Origin of the sequence: Enterococcus montenegrensis (assembly GCF_029983095.1) — a bacterium.
Classification (GTDB): Bacteria; Bacillota; Bacilli; order Lactobacillales; family Enterococcaceae; genus Enterococcus_C; species Enterococcus_C montenegrensis.
The window spans coordinates 1,925,230-1,948,499 of record NZ_CP120467.1; the positions used below are offsets into that span (position 1 = coordinate 1,925,230).

Consider the following 23,270-nt stretch of genomic DNA (forward strand, 5'->3'; position numbering starts at 1 on the left):
AACCATTAAAATTAATAGTCGCGAACTTGTCTATTATGTATAACGTGTTCGACCAAATGCCAAATCGTCGTTAATGTGATGAAGCCAGCAATTAGCCAAAATATTTGTTGTACCAAATCCAAAAGTTCGCGGGAAACAAAATGCCCCAAGTAAGGTAAGTGAATAACTGGCTGTCCAATTAAATTGCGACTACTTACATAGCCGATTTCCATTTGTTCGTTGCCGTCTCCCTTGGTGTAAAAAACGTGATTTTTTTCTTTGGCAACTACGCGACGCGTTTGGATGCTTTCTCCTTGGTTCACGTAATACGTGACAACTTCTCCAACATAAATACTCTCTGGTTCTACTTGACGCACAAAAATCAAACTACCTTTTGGATACGTTGGTTGCATATCATTATCTTTTACAATTGAAATTGTCATCCCAAAAAGATGCGGCAATAACGTGATCAACAAAGCCAGTGCCATTACAATTGTCACAATAACTGAACCCAATAGGCCCATCTGCTTGAAATTCGTCATGCCACACCTCCTCATATAATTCTTTTTAATTTTTAATTCCAACGAAATTATATCACATATCGTCCGTTGTTTAAAAGCATCCCTGTTCATTTTATCCATTTTTGTTAGAAAGTTATTTTCTTTTTAAAATAAAATGAAAAATAATTTCCGCTGCTTGTTGACCCTAGTTTAAATAACAATTAAACTGAGTTATAAACGACAATAAATATAATTAAAGGCTTTTATACTTATTAAAAAAACATCGTTATTAAACAGAATAGTAAAATTCATTTATAAAAACATAAAAAGAACTACGATATTTTTAGACAACTATCCTTATAATCTGAAAGGAATTTCAACATTATGAAAAGATTAGATAATGAAAATTTAAAAAAGTATAATAAAAAAATTATCTGGATTCCTTATTTTCTTGTTATTATGACTTTTGTTGCAGTGGGCATTTTTTTTGTGCAAGCACTAAATGCCCCCTTCTCACAATCTGCGATGGCAGAAATAAAAGATACTTGGGTCTATTACGCCAAAGATGACCCCATCACATTATTTAAAAGTCGTTATGTCAAGCGGTTAAATAGTGTTGCACCCAACGAAACCATGGTAATGGAACGAACGATGATTCGTAAAGTTTCTAATCCAACCTTATTAATTCAAGGAAATCATCAATGGTTAAAAGTCACAGTCGACGATAAAACCGTCTATGAACACAGCCAAAAAACGGTGACCCCAACTTTATTAGGCAAAAAAAATCCCGGCAATATCATGACAGAAGTGCAATTGCCCAAAAACTATGTTGGTAAAACATTGCGGCTTGAAGTCAGTAGCCCGTATAAAAATTATGCCGGTATCCCCGCCCGTGTATTTATTGGCGATGCAGATTCTCTTTTATCCTATGTTGTATCGGTTTCCTTGCCCCAAATTCTAATTCTAATTGTTTGCACGTTTATCAGTCTAGCCATTATGGTCTTTATTGGTTCTGAATTAATTAAACAAAAACGGCTAAATTGGGAATTGATTTTGTTAGCTTGTTTTTCCCTCACTATTGCCTTGGAGGCTGCCGCTGGAGATATTTTAGCGGGATTGTTATTTAGTCCATTAGTGAACTCAACGATGGCATTACTTCTGGCCATTTTTACGCCAATATTTCTAATTTCTTATTATTGTTTAAAAATGAAAAAAAGCCAACAGTACTACCGACTATGGGTAATTTTTCATATTAGCTTTGATTTATTAATTTTACTTTGGGCTGTTTTTACTAAAATTGATTTGCCAGAAGTAAAATTTTACATTGATGCCGCTAATATTTTTGGCACCTTAGCAACTACCATTGCTGCAATTACTGAAGCCCACCAAAAAAATCGTTTTTTTGTCATTTGCACACCTTGGATCGTCTTAGTTGCCATGGCCCATTGTTTTATTTATATCACCAGCGTCGCACAGTCGAATTTTTATCTCGTCAATATTTCGGGTCTTTTATTTGCCGTGATCCTATTGGTCATTTTCATTTATACCTTAGTTGAAGGTCTAACCGCCAATGAACAAAACAAGCGTCAAATGCATTTTCTAGAACTGAAAACAGAGCTTTTGGAGGACAATCACACAGCTGTTGTTGGTCACCTGCAAGAGTTGGAACAACTCCGTCAAGAGTTCAAACAAAATTTACTGCTAATCAGCGATTTAGGCGAAGACGGCAATTTACCAGCCGTCAATGAATACTTAGCTAAGCTTCTAGATGAAACCAATCAATTGAATATTATCGGTGATTTTTCTGCGCATACTTTAACAAATTTAATCTTGAGTCGCTATCAAAAAAATGCAGACAAAAAAAGTATCACCGTTTCCTTTAGTGCAGATTTACCACAAGATTTAAATGTGGCTGATGATGATTTAAGTCAAATTTTAGTGCACCTTTTAGAACATGCAACGCGGGAAACCTATGCGATTCACGACCCAAAAGAACGACAGATTCACTTGCAAATTCACTGTATAAACGAGACATTACAAATTCACTGTAGTCATACTGCCCATTACCATACCAATATTTTTGACCGCAGCATCACCACTGATTTTCCTCAAAAAGAGGCATTGGATTTGTTTGCCATTGAGAAAGTTGCCAAAAAATATCGTGGTCAGCTAACACAACTACAAGATGACAATCAAGATAAAATCAGCTTATCCTTATCCCTTAATGTTTAAAATAATTTTGACTTGCATTTTTTGGCATTTGCCATTAGCATAGAGACAGTCGGATTAGTATTGAAATTATGGTTTAGAGAGCCAATGTTTTGCTGAAAATTTGGTACCCACTGATTTTTTGAACCTCCCGATGGCAATGATTATGAAAATAATCGGGTTAAGGCCCTTATCCTTGTTTTTGAGCTGGACTGTAAAACAGTCAATAAAGGTGGTACCGCGAAATTCACGCATTTCGTCCTTTTTTAGGATGGAGTGCGTTTTTATTTTGCCTTTTTATAACCAAGGTCAAAAAAGTAACTTATTATAGGAGGAGACACTATGTCTGAACAAAAAAATGATTTTACTGAATGGTATTTAAAAACCATTCAACAAGCCGAATTAATGGCTTACTCGCCTGTTCGGGGCTCAATTATTTTTCGCCCTGACGGCTTTGAATTGTGGGAACACATTCAAGAAGAATTCAATCAGTTTTTAAAAACCCAAGATATTCGTAATGCCTATTTCCCAATGTTAATTCCAAAAAGTTTCTTTATGAAAGAAGCAGACCACATTGAAGGGTTCGCCCCTGAGTTACCCTGGGTAACTGAAGTTGGCGATGAAAAATTAGATGAACCTTTGGCGCTACGCCCTACTTCTGAAACAATGATCGGTTCTGCTTTTTCTGATTGGATTAACTCTTATCGCGATTTACCTTATGAAATCAATCAGTGGGCTAACGTTTTCCGTTGGGAGAAAAAAACATTGCCATTCTTACGCACATCGGAATTTTTATGGCAAGAAGGGCATACTGCACATGCAGATGAAGCTGATGCCAGAAAACGGACAATGGCTATTTTAGATGAATACGCTCGTTTAGCCGAAGAATTTTTAGCCATTCCGGTTTATAAAGGGCAAAAAACGCCTTCTGAACGTTTTGCCGGTGCTGTTGATACGTTTTCAATTGAAGCGATGATGCAAGATGGTAAAGCTGTTCAAGCAGGGACCTCTCATTATTTAGGCACAAAATTTGCTGAAGCCTTTGATATTACGTATTTGACAAAAGAAAACAAACACACCCATGTGCACACAACCTCTTGGGGTATGTCAACACGTTTGTTGGGCTCATTAATTATGACTCACGGGGATGAAAAAGGCTTAGTCTTTCCACCAACAGTTGCACCAACTCAGATTGTTTTAATGCCAGTTGGTCCTTGGAAGAAAAATCCAGCCATTATGGAAAAATTAGACGCATTATTTGCCACCTTCAAAAAAGCTGGTTACCGCGTTCGTCTTGATGATACGGATAATTCGCCAGGTTATAAATTCAACGAGTGGGAATTAAAAGGCGCTTGTTTGCGGATTGAATGCGGTCCTCGTGATTTGGAAAATGGTCACGTAATGGTAAAAGTACGCGACTTAGCTGAAAAAAATACGGTCACCTTTGAAGAATTAGATGCTTACGTAGCTGAGCAATTAGCTATTATGCCAAAACGCTTATTAGAAAAAGCCAAAGCACGCAATAAAGCAAACGAACATTATGACATTAATACCTTGGATGAATTAAAAGCTCACATTGAAAAATGTAATGAAGCCGGTACAGTTCCTGGCTTTGTTTTAGTTGGTTGGGATGGTAGCGAAGAAACCGAAGCCAAAATCAAAGAAGAAACAGGTTTTACAACCCGTAATATTCCCTTTGAAGTTCCAATGGAAAAAGAGTTTGACTTAGTGAGTGGCAAACCTGCAAAACACACTTTATGGATTGCCCGCGCATATTAAAAAATAGTTTAGATAACTAAAGGTTCTAGTAAGAAGTCATCGCGACTTTTTACTAGAACCTTTATATTTTTATTAATAAAGTAATTCTAAAAATTCTTCTTGCGTAATATTCCCAAAGTATTTTTTTACGTCAATTTTTTCAACTGCTTTTGTTAGTGCTTCTTTTTCATATTTCACACCAACGAGTGCTGTTTCAACATCTTTAATATCACCTAAACCAAAGAAATCACCATAAATTTTAGCAGCGGTAATGATTCCTTTTTGAACATTTAAACGTACTTCAATTGAGCCGATGGCAAAACGTTTACGGCGCTCCAAATCAAATTCTGGTGAGCGGCCGTAATTCCAATCCCAATTGCGATAGTAATCTTTTGAAATTTGATTGATTTTTTCCCAATCATCGGCAGTCAACTCATATGTTTTAACATCTCTTGGGTCGGTAACACCAAAGACTTTCAACAAAATTTCTTGCCGGAAATCTTTCGTAGTCATGTTTTGTTTATCTGCCGGCAAGAAAGGTTTCACATTGGTTACCCGAGAACGAATCGACTTAATTCCCTTTGATTCAATCTTATCTTTGCGAACTTTTAAAGCATTAACGACTTCGTTAATATCACTATCAAACATAATGGTTCCATGAGCAAACATTCTACCGTTTGTCGCATACATCGCATTACCAGAGAATTTTTGATCATCAATCACCAAATCATTGCGCCCTTTTAATTGGGCACCTTTAACCCCCATCTCTTGTAAGGCAGCTACAATTGGTTTAGTTAATTTTTCAAAGTCTCTAAATGAATCTCCATTATCTGGCATAATGAAGCTAAAATTCAAATTCCCTAGATCATGATAAACAGCCCCACCACCACTTAAACGACGAACTACATGGATACCGTGTTCCTCCACGTATTCTTGATTAATTTCTTCGATGGTATTTTGATTGCGTCCAATAATAATGGATGGTTCATTAATATAAAACAATAAAATTGGCTCGGTTAAGGGATACTCCTGAACCAAAAAATGTTCAATTGCTAAGTTTACTCTTGGGTCATTGTTTTCATTTGGTACGAAAATCACAATACATCCTCCTCGTTGTTGACGACACATTTTTCTTGAACTTCAGCTTCATCCTTAAATCAAAAATGCTTTACCTATAGCTGCTAATTCAACTGGTACTGCTCCTGAGGCAACTTGGGCTTGCTCTTTTAATAATTGTAAGTCCCCAAATTGCGGCAAGTGTGTTAAAACCAATTTCTTAACATTCGCATTTTTGGCAAAGGTGCCTGATTCTTGCGCTGTAAAGTGAGCTTTGTGATGTTCGTGGCCGTTAAATAAATACGTGTCGGCTAAAAAGAGGTCCGCATTTGTCGCAAATTCATTGAAGTCCGCTAAATAACCCGAGTCACCAGTGAATACAAATACTTTACCTGTATCATTTTCTACAAAGCGCATTGCATAACAAGTTACAGGATGAATCGTCTTCATAAATGTAACAGAAAACGGTCCCAATTCCAACTGTTTTGATTCGTAATAAGGACGACCTTCTGATACATCGGGCATTGTTAAATCATTAAAATGAAATTCATCTAAAGTATGACCGTAAATCGGCAAAATTTTCTTGTTTTCCGCTGGAAATAGTTGAAAATAATATTGTAAAACACCCAAGTCTGCAATGTGGTCGTGATGATAGTGAGAAATTATAACAGCATCCAATGCTAGTGGATCTAAGTGTTTTTCTAATTCCACCAAAGTAGTGCTACCACAATCTAGCAATAAATTAAAATCCTTTGTTTGTAACAAGTAACCTGTAGTTCCTTGTCCTTTATAAGGATAGGCGCCTAGACAGCCTAAGACAGTTAATTTCATTTTCTTCACACCTTTCTTTTCTTTTATGCTAGCACAATCTTTTCTTTTCATGAAATAATAGCTGTTTTAAGACTCCTTTTTCAGCAATAAAAAAAAGACTTTACCAGCAAATCATCTTCTTTTAAAAGTTTGACCAAAAAGTAAACTTAAAAAAAACATGACAAAACTGGAAAGTCTTTTTACATTCTAATGAAACAATCCCACAGGATATAAATTAATAACTACGAATGGCCTTAACTGCCTCATCGTCCAAGCGACGAACAACTTCCGTTACTAATTTAACTGTATTTAAGTAGTCGTCCTCGTGAATAATTGAAGTATGGGAATGCAAGTAGCGCACTGGTACTGTAATGGCAAGAGAAGGTACGCCATCACGAGTTAAGTGCATTTGCCCTGCGTCTGTTCCCCCACCGGTAATAACCGTATATTGGAAAGGAATTTCTAATTCTTCTGCAACATTTACAACAAAGTTCAATAATTTTTTATGTGGTACCATCGAAGCATCAAAGATTAGAACTTGCGGACCTGCACCCAATTTAGAATCGGCTTCTTTTGGCGTCATACCTGGTGTATCACCAGCCGTACCGGTATCTAGTGCAAGTGCAATATCTGGGTTTACTAAATGTGTGCTGGTTCTTGCACCTCTTAAACCTACTTCTTCCATGACATCACTACCAGCAAAAAGACAGTTTGGGTGTCCTTCTTTTGCTAAGTTTTCCAAAACACGTAATGAAACAGCCGTACCGACACGATTGTCCCATGCTTTTGCTAGTAAAAATTTACCGCCATTTAAACGCTCATATTCAATATATGGCGTAATCATATCGCCTGGACGAATGCCCCAATCTTTTGCTTCTTTGAGACTTGTTGCGCCAATATCAATGAACATATCTTTAATCTCATAAGGTTGTTTTCGGGCTTCTGGAGTTAGGACATGGGGTGGTTTACAACCAATCACACCGCGAATTAATTTGCCCGCTTGTGTTTTAATTTCTACTTGTTGGGCCAACATCACTTGGCTCCACCAACCACCTAATGTTTGAAATTCAATAAAGCCTTGCTCGGTGATTTTGGTCACCATAAAGCCAACTTCGTCCATGTGACCAGAAATAAAAATTTTCGGGCCACCACCTTCACCTACGTGTTTTGCAATAACACTACCTAAACCATCAAAAGAAATATCTTCGGCAAACGGGGCAGCGTATTTTTTAAAGACTTCACGTACTTCATCTTCATTGCCTGGTACACCTCTAGCTTGGGTTAATTCAATTAGTAACTGCTCTTCACTTTTGTCCATCTCAATTGCAACTCCTAGCATTATTTATTACGTCCTTGATTATAACACGGGGCATTTAAAAACAGTAGCCGGGACATTAATATAATCCCAGCTACTGTTTTTAATAAGCGGTGGTCTAAATGTAGCTTTGCCACCAACTGCCGTTAAAAATTATTTAATTGTTTCTGGATTTTGCTTTTGCCAATCTTGTGAATAAAAATAATTATTCAAGTGATAGCTTGGCTGGGCTGTTTTTTCTTCCAAAAACGGTTGAATATATTGATCTGCTGCTAACCATCCGCGCCAGCCTAAATGGATAGTATCTGTCATAAAATAAGGCTCCTGATCTTTATTGGTGAAATCAGCAATTTGATTAAAGCCTTGAGAACGTAATTGATACGTGATTTTTTTGCTAAATTCTTGCAGCATATTTTGAGATAAGCCTGTATATTCGCTCCATTTCCCGTTAATTGGCGGAATAATAAAGAGGGCTTGTGTATTTTCTTTGGCAAGTTGATCTAAAACCAATTGGAAATCTGAAAATTCTTTTGAATAACGATAATCCCATTTTACCTGTGAATCATTAAATTTGGCCAACCGCGGTTTAATGCGATGCGTATAAAAATTATTTTCAATGCCAAAAGAATTATTCGTCGTAGCTTTTTGACCAATCTCTTTGGCTTGTTCATCTAATTTTTGCTCATTGTATGCAGCTGGCAATTTTTTTGCTTGTTGTGCAATTTGTGAATTTTTTGAAAGTAAGCCAATTTCACTAAAGAGTTCGTCTTCTCGATTTAACATGTTGATATGGAATTTAGCCACATCTACTTGTTTTGTCGTTGGCACTTTACCCTTAGCAATTTCTCTTAACATTAGCTTCAAGGTTTCATCATGGTTGACTTTACCATAAGCTAACAGACGTTTAGCTAAGTATTTGTCAGTTTCAGAAACTTTGTCTAGCTTAATCGCCCAAGTATAAGTTTGTAATTCAGAAAAATACGCATCAAAATAGGCACGTTTAATCCCGCCTTTGACAAACCACTGTGGCGAAAGAATAAAGACTACTTTTTTATCTTTCAAATCACTACCAAATGACTGCATCATCATGTATTGCGTTAAAGATTGCGTCCCTGGTGCCCCTAGTAAAAAAGGTGTGTAATTTCGATTATATTTTTTGGCTAAAACAGACGGGTGAAAAGGACTGATACGACTTAGTTCAGAAGAACCAAAAAACGGTACATATTCACCAGATTTTACGGCTTCATTTTTAATTGAATTCCCCCGTAAAATATTTCCTGACATGGAACTGCTAGCTTTTTCCCATAAGCCTTTATCTTCGTCATTAATCTTAAAAGGTGAAAAGAAAAACAGCGCTAGCAGGACCACAGCTGCTATTACCGGCCCAAAAATAGCAAGAAGCTTTTTTTTCATAATTAATTTCCTTTTAATTCAGAAACTTTAGCAATAATTTTATTTGGTGTATCCCATTCTTCGCGGTCAAATTCTGAAACAGGCACTTGAACATCTAGTTGTCCTTCTAATTCAACTAGCAATTGAACCGTTGCCATAGAATCCATTAAGCCCTCATCAAATAAATTTACATCTAAATTTTGTTTTACTTCATCTGTTCCGGTAATTTCTTCTAAAATGTCTAATACTGTGTCTTTCATTATTCATTCTCCTCTTTTAAATTAATTTATCTAAAATTCCTGAAAAAATCATAAAGCTAAAGCATACTGCCTGAAAGTTTAAGAAGATTGCCAATCCATGGGTAAACTTATTTGACGGTAAATTTTTATGTTTTTTCTTATAACGCAACCAGGCATCGGTTAAACAAATCAACGTAGCATGGTATAAACCATAGACGATATAATACCAAGCCAAACCGTGCCAGACCCCCATAATTAAAAAGAGGGCAAAGTAACCAACATTTGAAGCAACGATCCGACTTTTGAATACTTTCTTTTTCAATAAAGTAAACATTAAACGCATGTAAATGTAATCACGGAACCAAAAAGACAACGTCATATGCCAACGATTCCAAAACTCCTTGATGTTCCAAGCTAAAAATGGTTTATTAAAGTTCATTGGTGTTTCGTAACCCAAAATATTACTCGTTCCAACTGCGAACAAACTATACCCTGCAAAATCAAAGAATAAATACATACTATAAACATACATATATAAAACTAAGGCCCATGAGATACCGCCATTGACGATTGTGGCCCGCTCAAGTGGTGGTAACAAAACTGAACCAAAGTAATAGCCGATAATAAACTTATATAAGAAACCGACAAAAATGCGATGAATACCAGTACCTAAAAGATCCACATATTTTTCTGGCGTCGGAGGATTATCTAAGTCCTTATCAAACCGCCGGAAGCGATCAATTGGCCCAGAAGAAATCGTTGGGAAAAACAATAGAAACTGGATGTAATGCCAAACTTTATACGATTTAATCATGCCATCACGAGTTTCCATAATCATTTGTACCGATTTAAAGGTCAAATAAGAAATCCCTAAAAACCCTAATATAGAACTATGACCACCATTGAAAAAAGGTGTGACTTTGGTAATGGCTAAAGGCAAAATTGCCAAGACAACGGCGGTATAAAAGACGCCACTGCTATTTTTTTGCTGGCGATATAAAAAATAGAGGTAAACCAGTAACGTTTGCCAAACAACATAGACAATCAGCGCTACCCCTTGATGCCAACTTGCACCGCCAAAACTAACGTATAAGAAAAATAACGTCACAAGGGTTTGGTAAAAAGAAGGCCTTTTACCTGCAATCAACATACTTAAAATCAGTGGAATAAACGCAACGAGCAATAATAAAAAGTATTTAGGATCTGCATAGGGAATACTATGTGGAAAGACCATTAGCCGTTCACCTCATTTATCAGACCCTTACGATCGATTTTACCGTTTGCACTACGAGGTAATTGTTCCACATAAACAAAGCGTTGTGGGATCATGTAATCCATCACACCTTCAGCTAGTTCAGCTTTAATGGCTTTGGTTAATTGAAATTCTTTAGCAAAATCATTTTCATTGGCGACTACAAAAGCAACCAATTGCTGTACCTTGTGATCTTGATACTTGGGTACCACTGTCGCTTGTTTAACTAGCGATACTTGGTTTAAATGATGATCTACGTCTTCTAATTCAATGCGATAGCCATGAAGTTTCACTTGAAAATCAATGCGGCCTTCGTAACGTAATAATCCATCTGCTGGTAAACTCCCCGCATCTCCGGTTCGATAAGCCCAGTTACCATCTAATAAAAAGAAAGCTTGAGCGGTTTTTTCAGGATTATTCAAATAACCTTTTGAAACACTTGGTCCAGAAATGACAATTTCACCAACCTCACCGGCTGCTAAGACATTCATTTCATCCATAATGGTTACTTTTGTATCCTCTTTTACATACCCAATTGGTAAGCGGTCAACTTGTTCTAATAATGCAGGAGTAATTTCCACACCAGAAATCGCCACTGTCGCTTCTGTAGGACCATAGGTATTGTAAATATGAGCCGCAGGAAAACGTTCCAATAAACTTTGAGCCGTTTTTTTCGTTAACTCTTCACCACAAAAGATAAATGTAGTTAAACTTGGAATGTTTTTTGCGTTGAATTCTTTTTCCATCAAGCAAATATCCATAAATGATGGTGTTGAAACCCAAACTTCCAATGCCAATTTTGGTAATGTGGCAAATAAGGTCTTAAAATCGTTGATAATTTCTTTTTTCAAAGGAACTAAAGAGCCCCCTGAACACAATGCTGGATAAACATCAAAGACAGATAAATCAAATGAGTACGGGGCTTGTGATAAAAAGCGACTTTGCTCTGGTAAAACAAAATCAGTTAGCGTCCAATTTACAAAGGATAATAAATTGTTATGACTAATTTGTACCCCTTTTGGAACCCCTGTGGTACCTGAGGTGAAAATTAGATAATAATTTTCATCATTTTGAACACTTTCAAATTTCGCCACAGTTTGTTTTGCAGCAAAAATTTCTGCTAATGCATTTGGTGTTATTACTTCACAGTCAGAAGAAATATCAGGCCACGCTTCCACACTAATGATTAACGCAGGTTGCGCTACATTTAAAATCAACTCTACCCGATCATTTGGCGTATTAGCTTCGATGGGGATATAGGCATGTCCTGCTTTACTAGCACCTAAAAAAGCGGCTAACATTTCAAATTCTAAATCACCGTAAACTACAATAGGTCTTCTATCAGCAAATTTTTTAGCTAAAAAGGTAGCAAGCTGATCTGACCATCTTTTTAACTGACCATAGGTATACTCTTTTTCGTCAATATAGGCGATACGATTTGGTTCTTTTACGCTCCAAGAATCAATTTGTTCAATAATGTTTGTTACAGTCATCTGCTCTCACCTCTTAAAATTCGTTGTAAATAAATGTGCCGCCCTGAATGTTCTTGTAGTGATACAAATAAATCAGAATCAGTAGGACACAGAAGTAAAAGAGCGTTTTGCCAATAAATGTTAACCAATAATGGGTGTTTTCTTTTTGCAACCAATTTTTCATTATCACTCTCTCCTTTTCAATTGAAGTATAGAGTATTTGTTTAATTTAGAACATTTTTTCAACTTACAGTAAAAAGAAGAATCTAACACTTTCGTCACTTAAGCCCTTTCAATTTACTCACTTAAAAGGCTTTATCTAATTACCATCGTTACTGATTTTTTTAATATGTAACACACCTTTAATACTCACGGCATTTTCCTGAAATGAATTCTATTTTAAAGAAGCGTGCTATTTTAGAAAGCAGACCAAAATACACCCTAATAAAATCTTTTCTAGTCTGCAAGATGCAGTAAAAAGATTTTATTAGGGTGTATTTCACACAGGTATTATCCTCAGCTTTCCCAGCTGTGTAAGAAAAATTTGACTGTTAAAATATAGGCGACTAAATAAATCACTGCGACGATACCGCAGAATAAATAAGCGAGCCAATAACTACCGTTGGTGACAAATTGGGACCATGTATAAATCGCAAACCCGGCATGACCACACACCAATAAAACTGGGGGAGCAAAAATCCAAGCATTTTGATAATACAAGTTGCGCTTCATTTGTTTACGACTAACCCCTAATTTTTGCAACAACAAGAAGTCTTTTTTACCATTTTCAACTTCTGAAAGTTGCCGCAACATGACAATCGCAGCAGTAGTAATCGAAGCAATCATACCTAGAAATGTTGCCACATACATGAAAATTCCCGCTTCTCTTGTGGCCCTGCGTACAATTGGAAAACGACTCGTATGATTTAACCGGGAATAGTTTCCAGTAAAAGCATGGGGAGTAGCATTCTTCAATACTTTGGTGGTAATTTCACCTTTTAATTTGTCATTTTTATACGTAAAGTCATAGTAAATATCATTTCCCCAATCAGATTTCAACTCTTTTTCAACTGAAGTTGCTAGTTGCTCTTCATCTTTTGTCTTTACATTGACCATAGCAATGGTGTAGTCAACCCCTTGAATACTCTGAAACTGTTCATCTGGTAAAACCAATACCCCAGCAGCATAGCGCAACAAAGCATCCCCCAGCAAATCCGAATAAAAATGTTCTACTTTAATATCTAGCCCATTTGGCAACGTCACTTGGCGGCTGAGCTCGCTGACACTGTTAAACATCATATAATTATAATCAAATAAAATGCCACGATTAACCTGTAATGGCTCAATTTTGGGCAAATCAGGATGCTGTGCCTGAAATTTTTGATAGTCACTAAAGCGTAAAATATTAATTAAATTAAATTGCTCCATTTCTTCACTACTGAAAAGTTTTAGTGCAAAGCGGCCTGCTGTGACTTTATACTGTAAATTTTGGGTCGTGGTTACCTTGCCATCATTTTCACGAACGATGGCTTCTAGCTTTCCCAGTTCACTGCTATGCACTTGAAAGTCAGTTGGCGTTTCATTTTGACTGACGCGACTTTGAATACTAACAAGAGAAATTGCACCGCCAATTAATGCAATGGCTAATGATGTCAAAATAGTAAGCAGTGCCAAAGAACGCCAATTTTTTAATATAGCGACCAAACTGCGACTACGTTCGTAATAGTTTAGACCTTGATAACGACTTTTCTTTTTATCAAGAAAATAAAAAATAGTTTTTAAACCATAGCGATAAAATAAATACGTGCCGATAATACAAGCAAGTAAAATACCTCCCGGTAGCCAAATTAAAATAGAAAAACTTTTTGTCAGTAAGAAAAAACGAAAAATTAGCGGTCGAATAAATACAGCAGCCAAATAGCCACAGCTAATTAACAAAACACTGAAAATACCTAATTTAATTTCATAAGGCTTTGTCTTTAACTTTTGCAAGTCAAACTGTGACTTAACCGAGAACACACCATCCACTTGCTTTTTAGATAAAACAATAATGTTTTGAAATGCACTGATAATAAAAACAAAAAGAAAAACAGCCGCAGTAACCTGAACAGATTGCCATGAAAAAAACAAGGTACTCGTAACATCTAAAGCCATTGCCTTTACTAAAATCATGGAAAAAAGTTTGGAAAAAATGACACCCAGACTAATCCCCACTAAAAATGCCAATAAGTTCAAGGCAAAAATTTCGACTAACGATTGTAAAATAATCCGCCGCCGTTTTAAACCAAACAATTGGTAAAGTGCAACTTCTTGCTGCCGTTTTGCGATAAAAAAGCGATTGGCACTTAATACAAAAAAGACCATCATCACAATGACAAAAAAACTACCAATCGTTAAAATATTCTCAATTTTTATATCTTGGCTAGCCCTTTTTGTTAGTGGCTGATCATGCGTCATGGCATTAAAAGAATAATAAATCATCACCGCCATCGTGATACTAATTAAATAAACGCCGTAATTGCGAAATTGTTTTAAAAAACTACGCCAGGATAATTTATAAAGCATTTCGTCGTCCCCCACCGCCTAAAGTTGCCTGCATATCAATCACCTGTTCAAAGAAATTCTGCCTGCTACCTCTTTTAACAACCTCAGAAAAAAAGACTCCATCTTTAATAAATAAAATGCGATTGCAATAACTTGCGGTATAGGGGTCGTGGGTTACCATTAAAATGGTTTTATTTTGCTTTTGATTTAATTCGCTTAAATAATACAGTAACTCCGTGGCAGATTTTGAATCAAGGGCACCTGTTGGTTCATCGGCAAAAATAATCCGTGGTCGCACGACTAAAGCACGGGCAGCTGCCACCCGTTGTCTTTGTCCTACCGATAACTCTTCTGGATAACGATGTAAAATAGCTTTAATTCCTAATAAGTCAGCTGCTTCTGTCACGCGGCTTTCAATCTCTTCGACTTTTAAAAAATCAATTGCCAAAGGCAAGATGATATTATCTTTGGCTGTAAGCGTAGGCAATAAATTAAACTCTTGAAAAATAAAGCCCAAATCTTTACGGCGAAAATCACTTAACTGATCTTCTTTTAGTGCAGTCAGATCTTGTCCGTCCACTTTTACTGTTCCAAAAGTCGGCAGGGCAATGGAAGCTAATATATTCATTAAAGTCGTTTTTCCCGCACCGCTTGGTCCCATGATGCCGACAAATTCTCCTTCATCAACACTAAAGGACAGATTATCTAGCACTTTGGTCTGATTAAAACGATTTCCATATGTTTTACTCAAATGTTTTACTTCTATTATTTTTTCATATTTCAACCTCATTTAGTCCTTTTGTTAAATAATTTAAGACAACTTACTTATTATCTTTATGGTAGCACAAGGTGTTTTAAATGCGCAGTTTTTAAGGTAAGTCAAGGGAAAAATTTAAACAAAAATTTTTTCTTGTGCACCATTCATCTTTTTATGCAAATTTCTGTTTTTTATAAATAGCAAAAACCTATCCCTATCTGTTTTCAATATTTTTACATATTTTTTATACACTAGATATAGTGTTTAATAGTATTAAATTAAAACAATGGCACTATATATAGTTGTGTTTTTGGTTGCACCTGACTTACTTTTCGGCTATCATAATATGTGAGTTCAGACACAATAGTCTGCTGATTAAGCTGGTCTTTTCTAACTAGTTAACAGTAAAGGACATGGTTTAAGAAATAAAGGAGTGAGCAAAAATGATGGATTTAAAAAATGAGCAGCTAGCACGCGAGGTGCATCCCCAACTGCAAACCATTAAAATCATTAAACGAGACGGACGCCTAATGGATTTTGATGACCAAAAAATTTACGATGCTTTGGTTAAGGCAAAACAACAAATTCACGGTGAATTATCCCCGATTGATCATGAACGTCTATTAGAAATTGTCGAGCGGATTGACGCTGAAATTGGCCAACGCTTTTCAACTGATGTCAAAATTTATGAAATCCAAAATATTGTCGAACACATCCTTTTAGAAAAAGGCGAATATGAAATCGCAGAAGCTTATATTAATTATCGCACCCGCCGCGATTTTGACCGTAGTAAGGCAACAGATATTAATTTTACAATTGGGCGTTTAATTAACAAAGATCAAAGTGTCGTCAATGAAAATGCCAATAAAGACAGTAATGTCTTCAATACACAACGGGATTTAACAGCCGGCATCGTTGGAAAATCGATTGGCTTAAAAATGTTACCGACACATGTCGCAAACGCACATCAAAAAGGTGATATTCATTACCATGATTTGGATTACCATCCCTATACCCCTATGACCAACTGCTGTTTAATTGATTTTAAGGGCATGCTAAATGATGGTTTTAAAATTGGCAATGCAGAAGTAGAATCACCAAAATCAATTCAAACTGCCACTGCCCAAATCTCACAAATTATCGCCAATGTAGCTTCTAGCCAATATGGCGGTTGTTCTGCTGATAGAACTGATGAGTTATTAGCACCTTTTGCAAAATTAAATTATCAAAAACATATGCAAGATGCACTAAAATGGATTGAAAATCCTAAACGGCGTGAAGAATATGCCAAAGCAAAAACCAAAAAAGATATTTTCGATGCGATGCAAAGTTTGGAATATGAAATTAATACTTTATTTACTTCAAATGGTCAAACTCCTTTCACTTCCCTTGGCTTTGGCCTTGGGACAAACTGGTTTGAAAGAGAGATTCAACGGGCTATTTTACAAATTCGTATTAATGGCCTAGGAAGTGAGAGACGAACTGCTATTTTTCCAAAATTGATTTTTTCAATTAAAAAAGGCGTTAATTCTAACCCCACTGATCCAAACTACGATATTAAACAATTGGCTTTGGAATGTGCAACAAAACGGATGTATCCTGATATTTTAAACTACGATAAAATTGTTGAATTGACAGGCAGTTTCAAAGTACCAATGGGTTGCCGTTCTTTTCTACAAGGTTGGCAAGATGAGTCAGGGCAAGAAGTAAACGTTGGTCGGATGAATTTAGGTGTGGTTACGTTAAACTTACCTCGTATCGCATTAGAGGCTGCTGGTGATCAAGATAAATTCTGGACACTTTTAGAAGAGCGCTTAGCAACTGTGAAAGATGCTTTGGTGTATCGCGTAGAGCGTTGTAAAGAAGCAATCCCTGCAAATGCCCCAATCTTATATATGTACGGTGCCTTTGGTAAACGTTTAAGCCGGACCGATGCCGTGAATGAATTATTTAAAAATAAGCGGGCAACTGTTTCATTAGGTTATATTGGCTTATATGAAGTTGCTTCTACTTTCTTTGGTGGTGCTTGGGAAAATAATCCGACTGCAAAAGACTTTACCTTAAGTATTGTCAAATCATTGAAAGCTCACGCTGATGATTGGGGTAATGAATATGGTTACCACTTTAGCGTTTATTCAACGCCAAGCGAAAGTTTGACAGATCGTTTTTGTCGTTTGGATACTGAAAAATTTGGTATCGTTGAAAACGTCACTGATAAAGAATACTATACCAACAGCTTCCATTATGATGTTCGTAAAAACCCAACACCTTTTGAAAAATTAGACTTTGAAAAAGATTATCCGAAATATTGTTCCGGTGGCTTTATTCACTACTGCGAATATCCGATGTTGCAACAAAATCCAAAAGCTCTAGAAGCTGTGTGGGATTATTCTTACGATAAAGTTGGCTATTTAGGCACAAATACGCCAATTGATCACTGTTATGAATGTGGTTTTGAAGGTGACTTCACCCCAACAGAACGCGGCTTTGAATGTCCGCAATGTGGCAATCACGATCCTAAAACCTGTGACGTGGTAAAACGAACTTGTGGTTATTTAGGTAATCCCCAAGCGCGCCCCATGGTACATGGTCGTCATAAAGAAATTTCATCCCGCGTAAAACATATGAAATAAGGCCACTTTTATGGAAGTTAGAAAAAATGACCCGAACTCAGGCAACTGATGCTCGGGTCTTATTGCAAAGAAGTAAACCTGCTTAGCTAAATAAGCGATTAACAGAAAGAAGGCTTTTTTTATGCGCAACCCCAAGCCTAAAGAATGGCAAGCAAGTAAATATAGTAAAAATTATATTGCTGACTATAAAGCATTTAATTTTGTCGACGGTGAAGGTGTCCGCAATAGTTTATATGTTAGTGGTTGTCTTTTTGCCTGTGAAGGCTGCTTTAATAAAGCTGTCCAAAACTTTAACTACGGTACTCCTTTTACTAAAGAATTAGAAGATCAAATCATCACGGACTTATCTCACGATTATGTTCAAGGCTTAACGCTATTAGGCGGTGAACCTTTTTTAAATACAAGTGTTTGTTTACAAGTAGTTAATCGAGTAAAAAAAGAATTTGGTGAAAAAAAAGATATTTGGAGTTGGTCTGGATATACTTTTGAAGAGCTATTGCAAGAGACTGACGACAAATTGGAATTGCTAAATAAAATTGACATCTTAGTAGATGGGCGCTTTGAACTAGCCAAACGAAATTTAAATTTACAATTTCGTGGCAGTAGCAATCAACGAATCCTAGATGTCAAAAAATCATTGGCGCTTGGAAAAGCGGTTATTTGGGATAAATGTCACGATGCAACAGAAAATTTTGAACAAATAAAAAAACAAGATTTAATCTAGCCCTCCATCGCTTAGCTTCACAAAAATCAAACAATTGTCCCACTCACAAAAAAGTAGGATTTTCCCAATTTGCCTTATTTCTTAAAAGGCCTGCACCTGAAACAAACGACATAAACTTTTGTAAAGTAATTTATTTTCGTGAAAATTTTATCTTTTTCTAATAGTGTACAAAAAGTGAGGCAAAATGAAAATTCTGCCTCACTTTTTACGTATATTTACATTCCATTACTTTTCATCTTCCCACAAAGGTAAGGTCATATTTTCAAAAGTCACCGGATCCAAATTCGTCACCGTCACCCCTAAAAGGCGAATTCCCTTTTCAATGCCTGCAACGTCTTCCCAAATTAGACTAGCTTGAGAAAAAATCATTTGTTTATCAATTAAATAAGTAGGCAGTGTCTTTCTTTTGGTTACCGTTTCATAACCTGTATAGCGCACTTTTAAAACAATCGTTTTACCATGTTTGCCCACTCTTTTTAAAGATGCTGCAACTTTTTCAGACAATTGTCTCAGCTGCGTTAACACTTCTTCTTCTGTAGTAAGCGGGTTGCCATAAGTATGTTCTTTTCCAACCGACTTTCGCTGTCTTGTCACGGCAACCGGTGCATCGTGTATTCCCCGCACTTTTCGATACAAAGAGTAGCCCATTTTACCAAAGGTTTGAATTAACTCCATTTCTGTTTTCTCGTATAAGTCCGCACCGGTAAAAATTCCCATTTCATTCATTTTGGGGACTGTCTTTTTTCCGACTCCATGAAATTTTTCAATTGGTAAAGCTTTTAAAAAAGTAATCGCATCCCGTGGTGGAATAACCGTAATCCCCTGAGGCTTCATATAATCAGAGGCCAACTTAGCTAAAAATTTATTATAGCTAACTCCTGCTGAACAAGTAAGGTGAACTTTTTGCCAGACTTCTTTTTGAATTAAACGGGCGACCTTCACGGCTGAAGTACTGTTCACTTTATTTTCTGTAACATCTAAATAAGCTTCATCAATGGATACTGGCTCAATAATATCGGTATAACGGGCAAAAATCTGACGAACTTCTTCTGAAACTTTTCGATACTTCTCGTGGTTTCCCGGTACAAAAATAGCCTTGGGACACAATTCATACGCTTTTTGTGCACTCATTGCAGAGTGGATCCCATATTTGCGCGCCTCATAATTGGCAGTCGTCACAACTCCTTTACCCCCAGTATCGCTGGGATGGCGTGCAATAACTAAGGGATGCTTTGCTAAATTGGGATCGTCTCGTTCTTCAACAGAAGCAAAAAAAGCGTCCATATCAATATGAATAATTTTACGACTTGTATCATTCTTTAAAGGAAATTGCAGCTCTCCCATACCCTCACCCCACATTCTAACTTATTATACTAACACAAACAAACGTTCGCAAGTTTTCTCGTTAATAAAAATTTTTTTTAACAAAACGTTAGTTTTTAACAAAAAAATCAGCCGCTTTAATCGGCTGATTCGAGGATTTCATGATAGTTTTTATAAACAACTTGCTTTTTAACTTGATTATTTTGTGCCACTGTTTTAATCGCTTGATTGGGTTTCATCCCTGTTTTAACTAAATTTTCTACCTGCTCTTTCAAAGATAACATAGCCGTCTCAGCAGATACATCATCTTTTCTGCTACCAGAAGAGCCTGCTACCATTAAACAGCACTCACCTTTTACAGCATTTTCTGCCAAATAGCTAGCTAATTCCACCAGATTGCCCCGTAAATACTCTTCATGTACTTTGGTCAACTCACGGCAAATAACTGCCTGTCGACTGCCAAAAACTTCAGCTAAATTTGCAACGGTTTGTTTTAAACGATAAGGTGATTCATAAAAAATTAAAGTTGCCATCTCGTTTTTCAACGTATTTAAAACTGTGAGCTGTTCACTTTTCTTGCGGGGCAAAAAGCCATAGAAATAATTAGGTTGCGGGTTTAGCCCGGAGGCAATTAAAGCCGTTAACCCAGCAGTTGCACCAGGTAGCGCAACAACGTTTATCTCCTCTGCAATACACGCCACCACTAATTCATGACCGGGATCACTAATTGACGGCATGCCGGCGTCGCTTACTTGGGCAATATTTATTCCTTGCTGTAACAAAGTAATTAATTCTGGCACTCGTTCTTTAAAATTATGTTCATGTAAACTTTTTTGTGGTGTTTTAATTTCAAAATGATTCAATAATTTTTGTGTATTGCGAGTATCTTCACTGGCGATTAATTGTACCGTTTTTAACGTCTCCACGGCACGATACGTCATGTCTTGTAAATTGCCAATTGGTGTAGGTACCAAATAAAGCGTTCCGCTTATTGGACTTCCTTTAAAACTGCTTTGCTTTTGCACTTGTTATCACCTTTTCATAAAGTGAAAAAGAATTGATTGAAAAGGATAGAATTACCTTTTAATCAATTCCTCGTCACTTAATTTTGACTTTCACGATATAATACTTCCAAACAAAAAACGCATTGCTCGTCGTTTTCTCTTCTGGCACCATAGGATTCACGGCAAATATGAAAACCTTCTTCATAAATCTTTTCCAAGTTCATCCGGGATTTTGACATACCCTGTTTAACTTCTTCCGCGGCATTTTCTTCTTTTAACTCTTGCAAGTATTCCCGTAGTTTTTGATTTTCTAATTCTAAGGTTGTATTCTTCTCAACAATTTCTTGCAGGGCCGCTTTCATTGCTGTTAATTGCTGTAATGAACTCTCTAAATCTAACTCTAATTTACTTAATCCATCATAAATATCACGTTTGTCCATGCTCACTGGCATCACCTGCTTTTTTTGCTTCATCGGCTGTGGCAGCTAGACTGGCTACTTGTTGCGCCTTAAAGTCTTTTAGTTCCTCATAATGATACTCCACTGGCGTTTCTTTTTGGAATAGCCGCACTTTTACAATCCGACTTAATAAATTCAAACCGATAACTTTTCCCTTGCCATCTGGTGTCTCAATCTCTTTACCATAATCTGGTAATTCTCGTTTTGCCGCTTCATATTCATCATTTTCATATTTCAAACAGCACATTAAACGGCCACACAAACCAGAAATTTTGGTTGGGTTTAAAGATAAGCCTTGATCTTTAGCCATTTTAATCGAAACAGGAATAAAATCACCTAAAAAAGTCGTACAACATAACGGTCTACCGCAAGGCCCGATACCGCCTAATAATTTTGCTTCATCCCGTACACCGATTTGGCGCAACTCAATTCTTGTTCTAAACTCACTAGCTAAGTCTTTTACCAACTCACGAAAGTCAATTCGACCATCTGCTGTGAAGTAAAAAATCATTTTACTCCGGTCAAAAGTATATTCAACAGAGACTAGTTTCATCGCTAATTCATGTTGTCGTATTTTCTTTTTTCCAATCACAAAGGCCGCTTTTGCGTCTTCTTTGTTTTGGGCTGCTCGTTTTAATTCTGCGCTCGTTGCAATATGTAAAATCGGCAGCACTTCATCAGGTAAATCCCCACTGTCAATTTCCACTTTAGGAATGACAACTTCTGCCATTAATTTGACTTGTTGGGATTCAACTATCACTTTTTCTTCATAACGATACTCTTGATCTTTACCAGGACGATAATAATAAACGTGACCTGCTTCTTTATAGCGGACTCCCACTACTTCCATTTAATTCCCTCCCTTACTTTAAATTTTAAAAGCTCGGTAACTACTCCCTAAACTTTTTTATGAAAGACGAACAATCCGCAAAACCAATTGTTCACATACATTTTGAAAGGCAACATTGGCCCGTAATTTTTGTTCAGCTTGCAAGATCAACTCTAAAATACCGTTAACTTTTTGCAGCTGCGGCAAGTTTGCCACTTCTTTTTTTCGTTGTTGGCGAAAATAAAACAATAACATTTGTAATAATGTAAACTGTTGCTCTTTTTCTTTTGCCAAAGGCGCCAACTTCTTTTGAACAAAAATAAAGGCTTGTAAATCTGCTTTTTCAAGATAGCGATGCCAAGTTAAAACAGCATCCTTAGCACTATTAAACCATTCATCTTGTGAGAATTCAATTGCTTTTTCAAAGCTATTGGTAAGGCTTGCAAGTAAAGTTGCACTTTTTCCCCCCACCCCTTCAGCGACCAAACTTTCAAAAAGGTGTGTCTTTGATAAGGGGGTAAAGTGGATAAGCTGACAGCGGGATTGAATCGTTGGTAAAATGCGTCCTAACGCACTGGTCTCTAAAATTGCTAAAAGGCCTGCTTGGGGTTCTTCTAAAAATTTTAACAAACTATTCGCTGCGCTAACGTTCATTTTGTCCGCATCTGAAATAATGAAAACTTGTCGCTTTGCTTCAAACCCTTTTTTACTAAATTCAGCCTGGAGTCGTCGTATCTGATCAACTTTAATCGTTTGACCCTCAGGCTTTATAACTTGAACATTCGGGTGTTCGTTTAACTGAATCCGGATGCAATTATTGCACACATTGCAAGGCTCGTTAGCTACTACATTAGTGCAAAAAAGACGTTTAGCCAGCCACATACTCATTTGATGTTTACCAGTGCCACTCTCCCCTTCAAAAAGATAAGCATGAGACATACGCTCATGCTCAATACTTTTTTTTATTTGGGCAAAGACCTGGGGCTCATTTTTTAATAAAAATTCTTGCTCCGTCAT

Annotated in this window: 20 protein-coding genes; 4 read left to right on the forward strand and 16 right to left on the reverse strand. The window is 36.7% G+C overall.

Annotation, left to right across the window (positions count from 1 at the left end):
• Positions 1-11: 11 nt before the first annotated feature.
• Positions 12-521 carry a signal peptidase I gene (locus P3T75_RS09310; protein WP_206903842.1) on the reverse strand — a complete coding sequence of 170 codons (510 nt, stop codon included), beginning with the start codon at positions 519-521 and terminating at the stop codon, positions 12-14.
• A 342-nt stretch (positions 522-863) separates the two neighbouring features.
• Between P3T75_RS09310 and P3T75_RS09315 the strand changes: the two genes are divergently transcribed.
• The gene (locus P3T75_RS09315) at positions 864-2,711 is read left to right on the forward strand and encodes an ATP-binding protein (RefSeq protein WP_282461408.1); all 1,848 of its coding nucleotides are present in this window, start codon (positions 864-866) and stop codon (positions 2,709-2,711) included.
• Between the two features lie 318 nt (positions 2,712-3,029).
• Positions 3,030-4,466, forward strand: a complete 1,437-nt coding sequence (gene proS / locus P3T75_RS09320) for a proline--tRNA ligase (RefSeq protein WP_230708917.1) — start codon at positions 3,030-3,032, stop codon at positions 4,464-4,466.
• 72 nt (positions 4,467-4,538) lie between these two features.
• Here proS and P3T75_RS09325 read toward each other — a convergent pair whose 3' ends face one another.
• The 10 genes from P3T75_RS09325 to P3T75_RS09370 form a co-directional block, all read right to left on the reverse strand.
• Entirely contained in the window at positions 4,539-5,543 is a 1,005-nt protein-coding gene (locus tag P3T75_RS09325) for a lipoate--protein ligase (RefSeq protein WP_282461409.1), read from the reverse strand.
• Between the two features lie 54 nt (positions 5,544-5,597).
• Positions 5,598-6,332: an MBL fold metallo-hydrolase gene (locus tag P3T75_RS09330; protein WP_282461410.1), complete on the reverse strand. Its 735-nt coding sequence runs from the start codon at positions 6,330-6,332 to the stop codon at positions 5,598-5,600.
• A gap of 214 nt (positions 6,333-6,546) precedes the next feature.
• On the reverse strand, positions 6,547-7,629 hold the full coding sequence (locus P3T75_RS09335; protein WP_206903838.1) for a M42 family metallopeptidase: 1,083 nt from the start codon (positions 7,627-7,629) through the stop codon (positions 6,547-6,549).
• Positions 7,630-7,779: 150 nt separating this feature from the next.
• Entirely contained in the window at positions 7,780-9,039 is a 1,260-nt protein-coding gene (gene dltD, locus P3T75_RS09340) for a D-alanyl-lipoteichoic acid biosynthesis protein DltD (protein ID WP_282461411.1), read from the reverse strand.
• Between the two features lie 2 nt (positions 9,040-9,041).
• On the reverse strand, positions 9,042-9,278 hold the full coding sequence (dltC, locus tag P3T75_RS09345; protein WP_016172567.1) for a D-alanine--poly(phosphoribitol) ligase subunit DltC: 237 nt from the start codon (positions 9,276-9,278) through the stop codon (positions 9,042-9,044).
• Positions 9,279-9,294: 16 nt separating this feature from the next.
• A complete protein-coding gene (gene dltB / locus P3T75_RS09350) occupies positions 9,295-10,491 on the reverse strand; it encodes a D-alanyl-lipoteichoic acid biosynthesis protein DltB (RefSeq protein WP_282461412.1) in 1,197 nt (398 codons plus the stop codon).
• Complete coding sequence (gene dltA / locus P3T75_RS09355) at positions 10,491-12,002, reverse strand: D-alanine--poly(phosphoribitol) ligase subunit DltA (protein ID WP_282461413.1); 1,512 nt, start codon at positions 12,000-12,002, stop codon at positions 10,491-10,493. The genes dltB and dltA overlap by 1 nt, the downstream gene beginning before the upstream one ends.
• 13 nt (positions 12,003-12,015) lie before the next feature.
• Positions 12,016-12,165 (reverse strand): teichoic acid D-Ala incorporation-associated protein DltX, encoded by a 150-nt coding sequence (locus tag P3T75_RS09360; RefSeq protein ID WP_206903834.1) that lies wholly within the window; start codon positions 12,163-12,165, stop codon positions 12,016-12,018.
• Positions 12,166-12,497: 332 nt separating this feature from the next.
• Positions 12,498-14,546, reverse strand: a complete 2,049-nt coding sequence (locus P3T75_RS09365; RefSeq protein ID WP_282461414.1) for an FtsX-like permease family protein — start codon at positions 14,544-14,546, stop codon at positions 12,498-12,500.
• Positions 14,536-15,315 (reverse strand): ABC transporter ATP-binding protein, encoded by a 780-nt coding sequence (locus tag P3T75_RS09370; RefSeq protein ID WP_282461415.1) that lies wholly within the window; start codon positions 15,313-15,315, stop codon positions 14,536-14,538. The genes P3T75_RS09365 and P3T75_RS09370 overlap by 11 nt, the downstream gene beginning before the upstream one ends.
• A 410-nt stretch (positions 15,316-15,725) precedes the next feature.
• Here P3T75_RS09370 and nrdD point away from each other — a divergent pair, with 410 nt between their 5' ends.
• Positions 15,726-17,915, forward strand: a complete 2,190-nt coding sequence (gene nrdD, locus P3T75_RS09375) for an anaerobic ribonucleoside-triphosphate reductase (protein ID WP_206903831.1) — start codon at positions 15,726-15,728, stop codon at positions 17,913-17,915.
• 121 nt (positions 17,916-18,036) lie between these two features.
• A complete protein-coding gene (gene nrdG, locus P3T75_RS09380; protein ID WP_206903830.1) occupies positions 18,037-18,639 on the forward strand; it encodes an anaerobic ribonucleoside-triphosphate reductase activating protein in 603 nt (200 codons plus the stop codon).
• Between the two features lie 225 nt (positions 18,640-18,864).
• Here the strand turns inward: nrdG and dinB are convergent, their stop codons facing one another.
• The 5 genes from dinB to holB form a co-directional block, all read right to left on the reverse strand.
• A complete protein-coding gene (dinB, locus tag P3T75_RS09385; protein ID WP_206903910.1) occupies positions 18,865-19,983 on the reverse strand; it encodes a DNA polymerase IV in 1,119 nt (372 codons plus the stop codon).
• Positions 19,984-20,099: 116 nt separating this feature from the next.
• On the reverse strand, positions 20,100-20,987 hold the full coding sequence (gene rsmI, locus P3T75_RS09390; protein ID WP_206903829.1) for a 16S rRNA (cytidine(1402)-2'-O)-methyltransferase: 888 nt from the start codon (positions 20,985-20,987) through the stop codon (positions 20,100-20,102).
• 77 nt (positions 20,988-21,064) lie between these two features.
• On the reverse strand, positions 21,065-21,406 hold the full coding sequence (locus P3T75_RS09395) for a DNA replication initiation control protein YabA (protein ID WP_034864815.1): 342 nt from the start codon (positions 21,404-21,406) through the stop codon (positions 21,065-21,067).
• The gene (locus P3T75_RS09400) at positions 21,393-22,274 is read right to left on the reverse strand and encodes a PSP1 domain-containing protein (protein ID WP_206903828.1); all 882 of its coding nucleotides are present in this window, start codon (positions 22,272-22,274) and stop codon (positions 21,393-21,395) included. The genes P3T75_RS09395 and P3T75_RS09400 overlap by 14 nt, the downstream gene beginning before the upstream one ends.
• 57 nt (positions 22,275-22,331) lie before the next feature.
• Complete coding sequence (gene holB, locus P3T75_RS09405) at positions 22,332-23,270, reverse strand: DNA polymerase III subunit delta' (RefSeq protein WP_282461416.1); 939 nt, start codon at positions 23,268-23,270, stop codon at positions 22,332-22,334.

Coding starts and splice junctions, on each gene's coding strand:
- P3T75_RS09310 (WP_206903842.1), bottom strand. CDS start 521: ATGACGAATTTCAAGCAGATGGGCCTATTGGGTTCAGTTATTGTGACA.
- P3T75_RS09315 (WP_282461408.1), top strand. CDS start 864: ATGAAAAGATTAGATAATGAAAATTTAAAAAAGTATAATAAAAAAATT.
- proS (WP_230708917.1), top strand. CDS start 3,030: ATGTCTGAACAAAAAAATGATTTTACTGAATGGTATTTAAAAACCATT.
- P3T75_RS09330 (WP_282461410.1), bottom strand. CDS start 6,332: ATGAAATTAACTGTCTTAGGCTGTCTAGGCGCCTATCCTTATAAAGGA.
- P3T75_RS09335 (WP_206903838.1), bottom strand. CDS start 7,629: ATGGACAAAAGTGAAGAGCAGTTACTAATTGAATTAACCCAAGCTAGA.
- dltD (WP_282461411.1), bottom strand. CDS start 9,039: ATGAAAAAAAAGCTTCTTGCTATTTTTGGGCCGGTAATAGCAGCTGTG.
- dltC (WP_016172567.1), bottom strand. CDS start 9,278: ATGAAAGACACAGTATTAGACATTTTAGAAGAAATTACCGGAACAGAT.
- dltB (WP_282461412.1), bottom strand. CDS start 10,491: ATGGTCTTTCCACATAGTATTCCCTATGCAGATCCTAAATACTTTTTA.
- dltA (WP_282461413.1), bottom strand. CDS start 12,002: ATGACTGTAACAAACATTATTGAACAAATTGATTCTTGGAGCGTAAAA.
- P3T75_RS09360 (WP_206903834.1), bottom strand. CDS start 12,165: ATGAAAAATTGGTTGCAAAAAGAAAACACCCATTATTGGTTAACATTT.
- P3T75_RS09365 (WP_282461414.1), bottom strand. CDS start 14,546: ATGCTTTATAAATTATCCTGGCGTAGTTTTTTAAAACAATTTCGCAAT.
- P3T75_RS09370 (WP_282461415.1), bottom strand. CDS start 15,315: ATGAGGTTGAAATATGAAAAAATAATAGAAGTAAAACATTTGAGTAAA.
- nrdD (WP_206903831.1), top strand. CDS start 15,726: ATGATGGATTTAAAAAATGAGCAGCTAGCACGCGAGGTGCATCCCCAA.
- nrdG (WP_206903830.1), top strand. CDS start 18,037: ATGCGCAACCCCAAGCCTAAAGAATGGCAAGCAAGTAAATATAGTAAA.
- dinB (WP_206903910.1), bottom strand. CDS start 19,983: ATGGGAGAGCTGCAATTTCCTTTAAAGAATGATACAAGTCGTAAAATT.
- P3T75_RS09395 (WP_034864815.1), bottom strand. CDS start 21,406: ATGGACAAACGTGATATTTATGATGGATTAAGTAAATTAGAGTTAGAT.
- P3T75_RS09400 (WP_206903828.1), bottom strand. CDS start 22,274: ATGGAAGTAGTGGGAGTCCGCTATAAAGAAGCAGGTCACGTTTATTAT.
- holB (WP_282461416.1), bottom strand. CDS start 23,270: ATGACGGAGCAAGAATTTTTATTAAAAAATGAGCCCCAGGTCTTTGCC.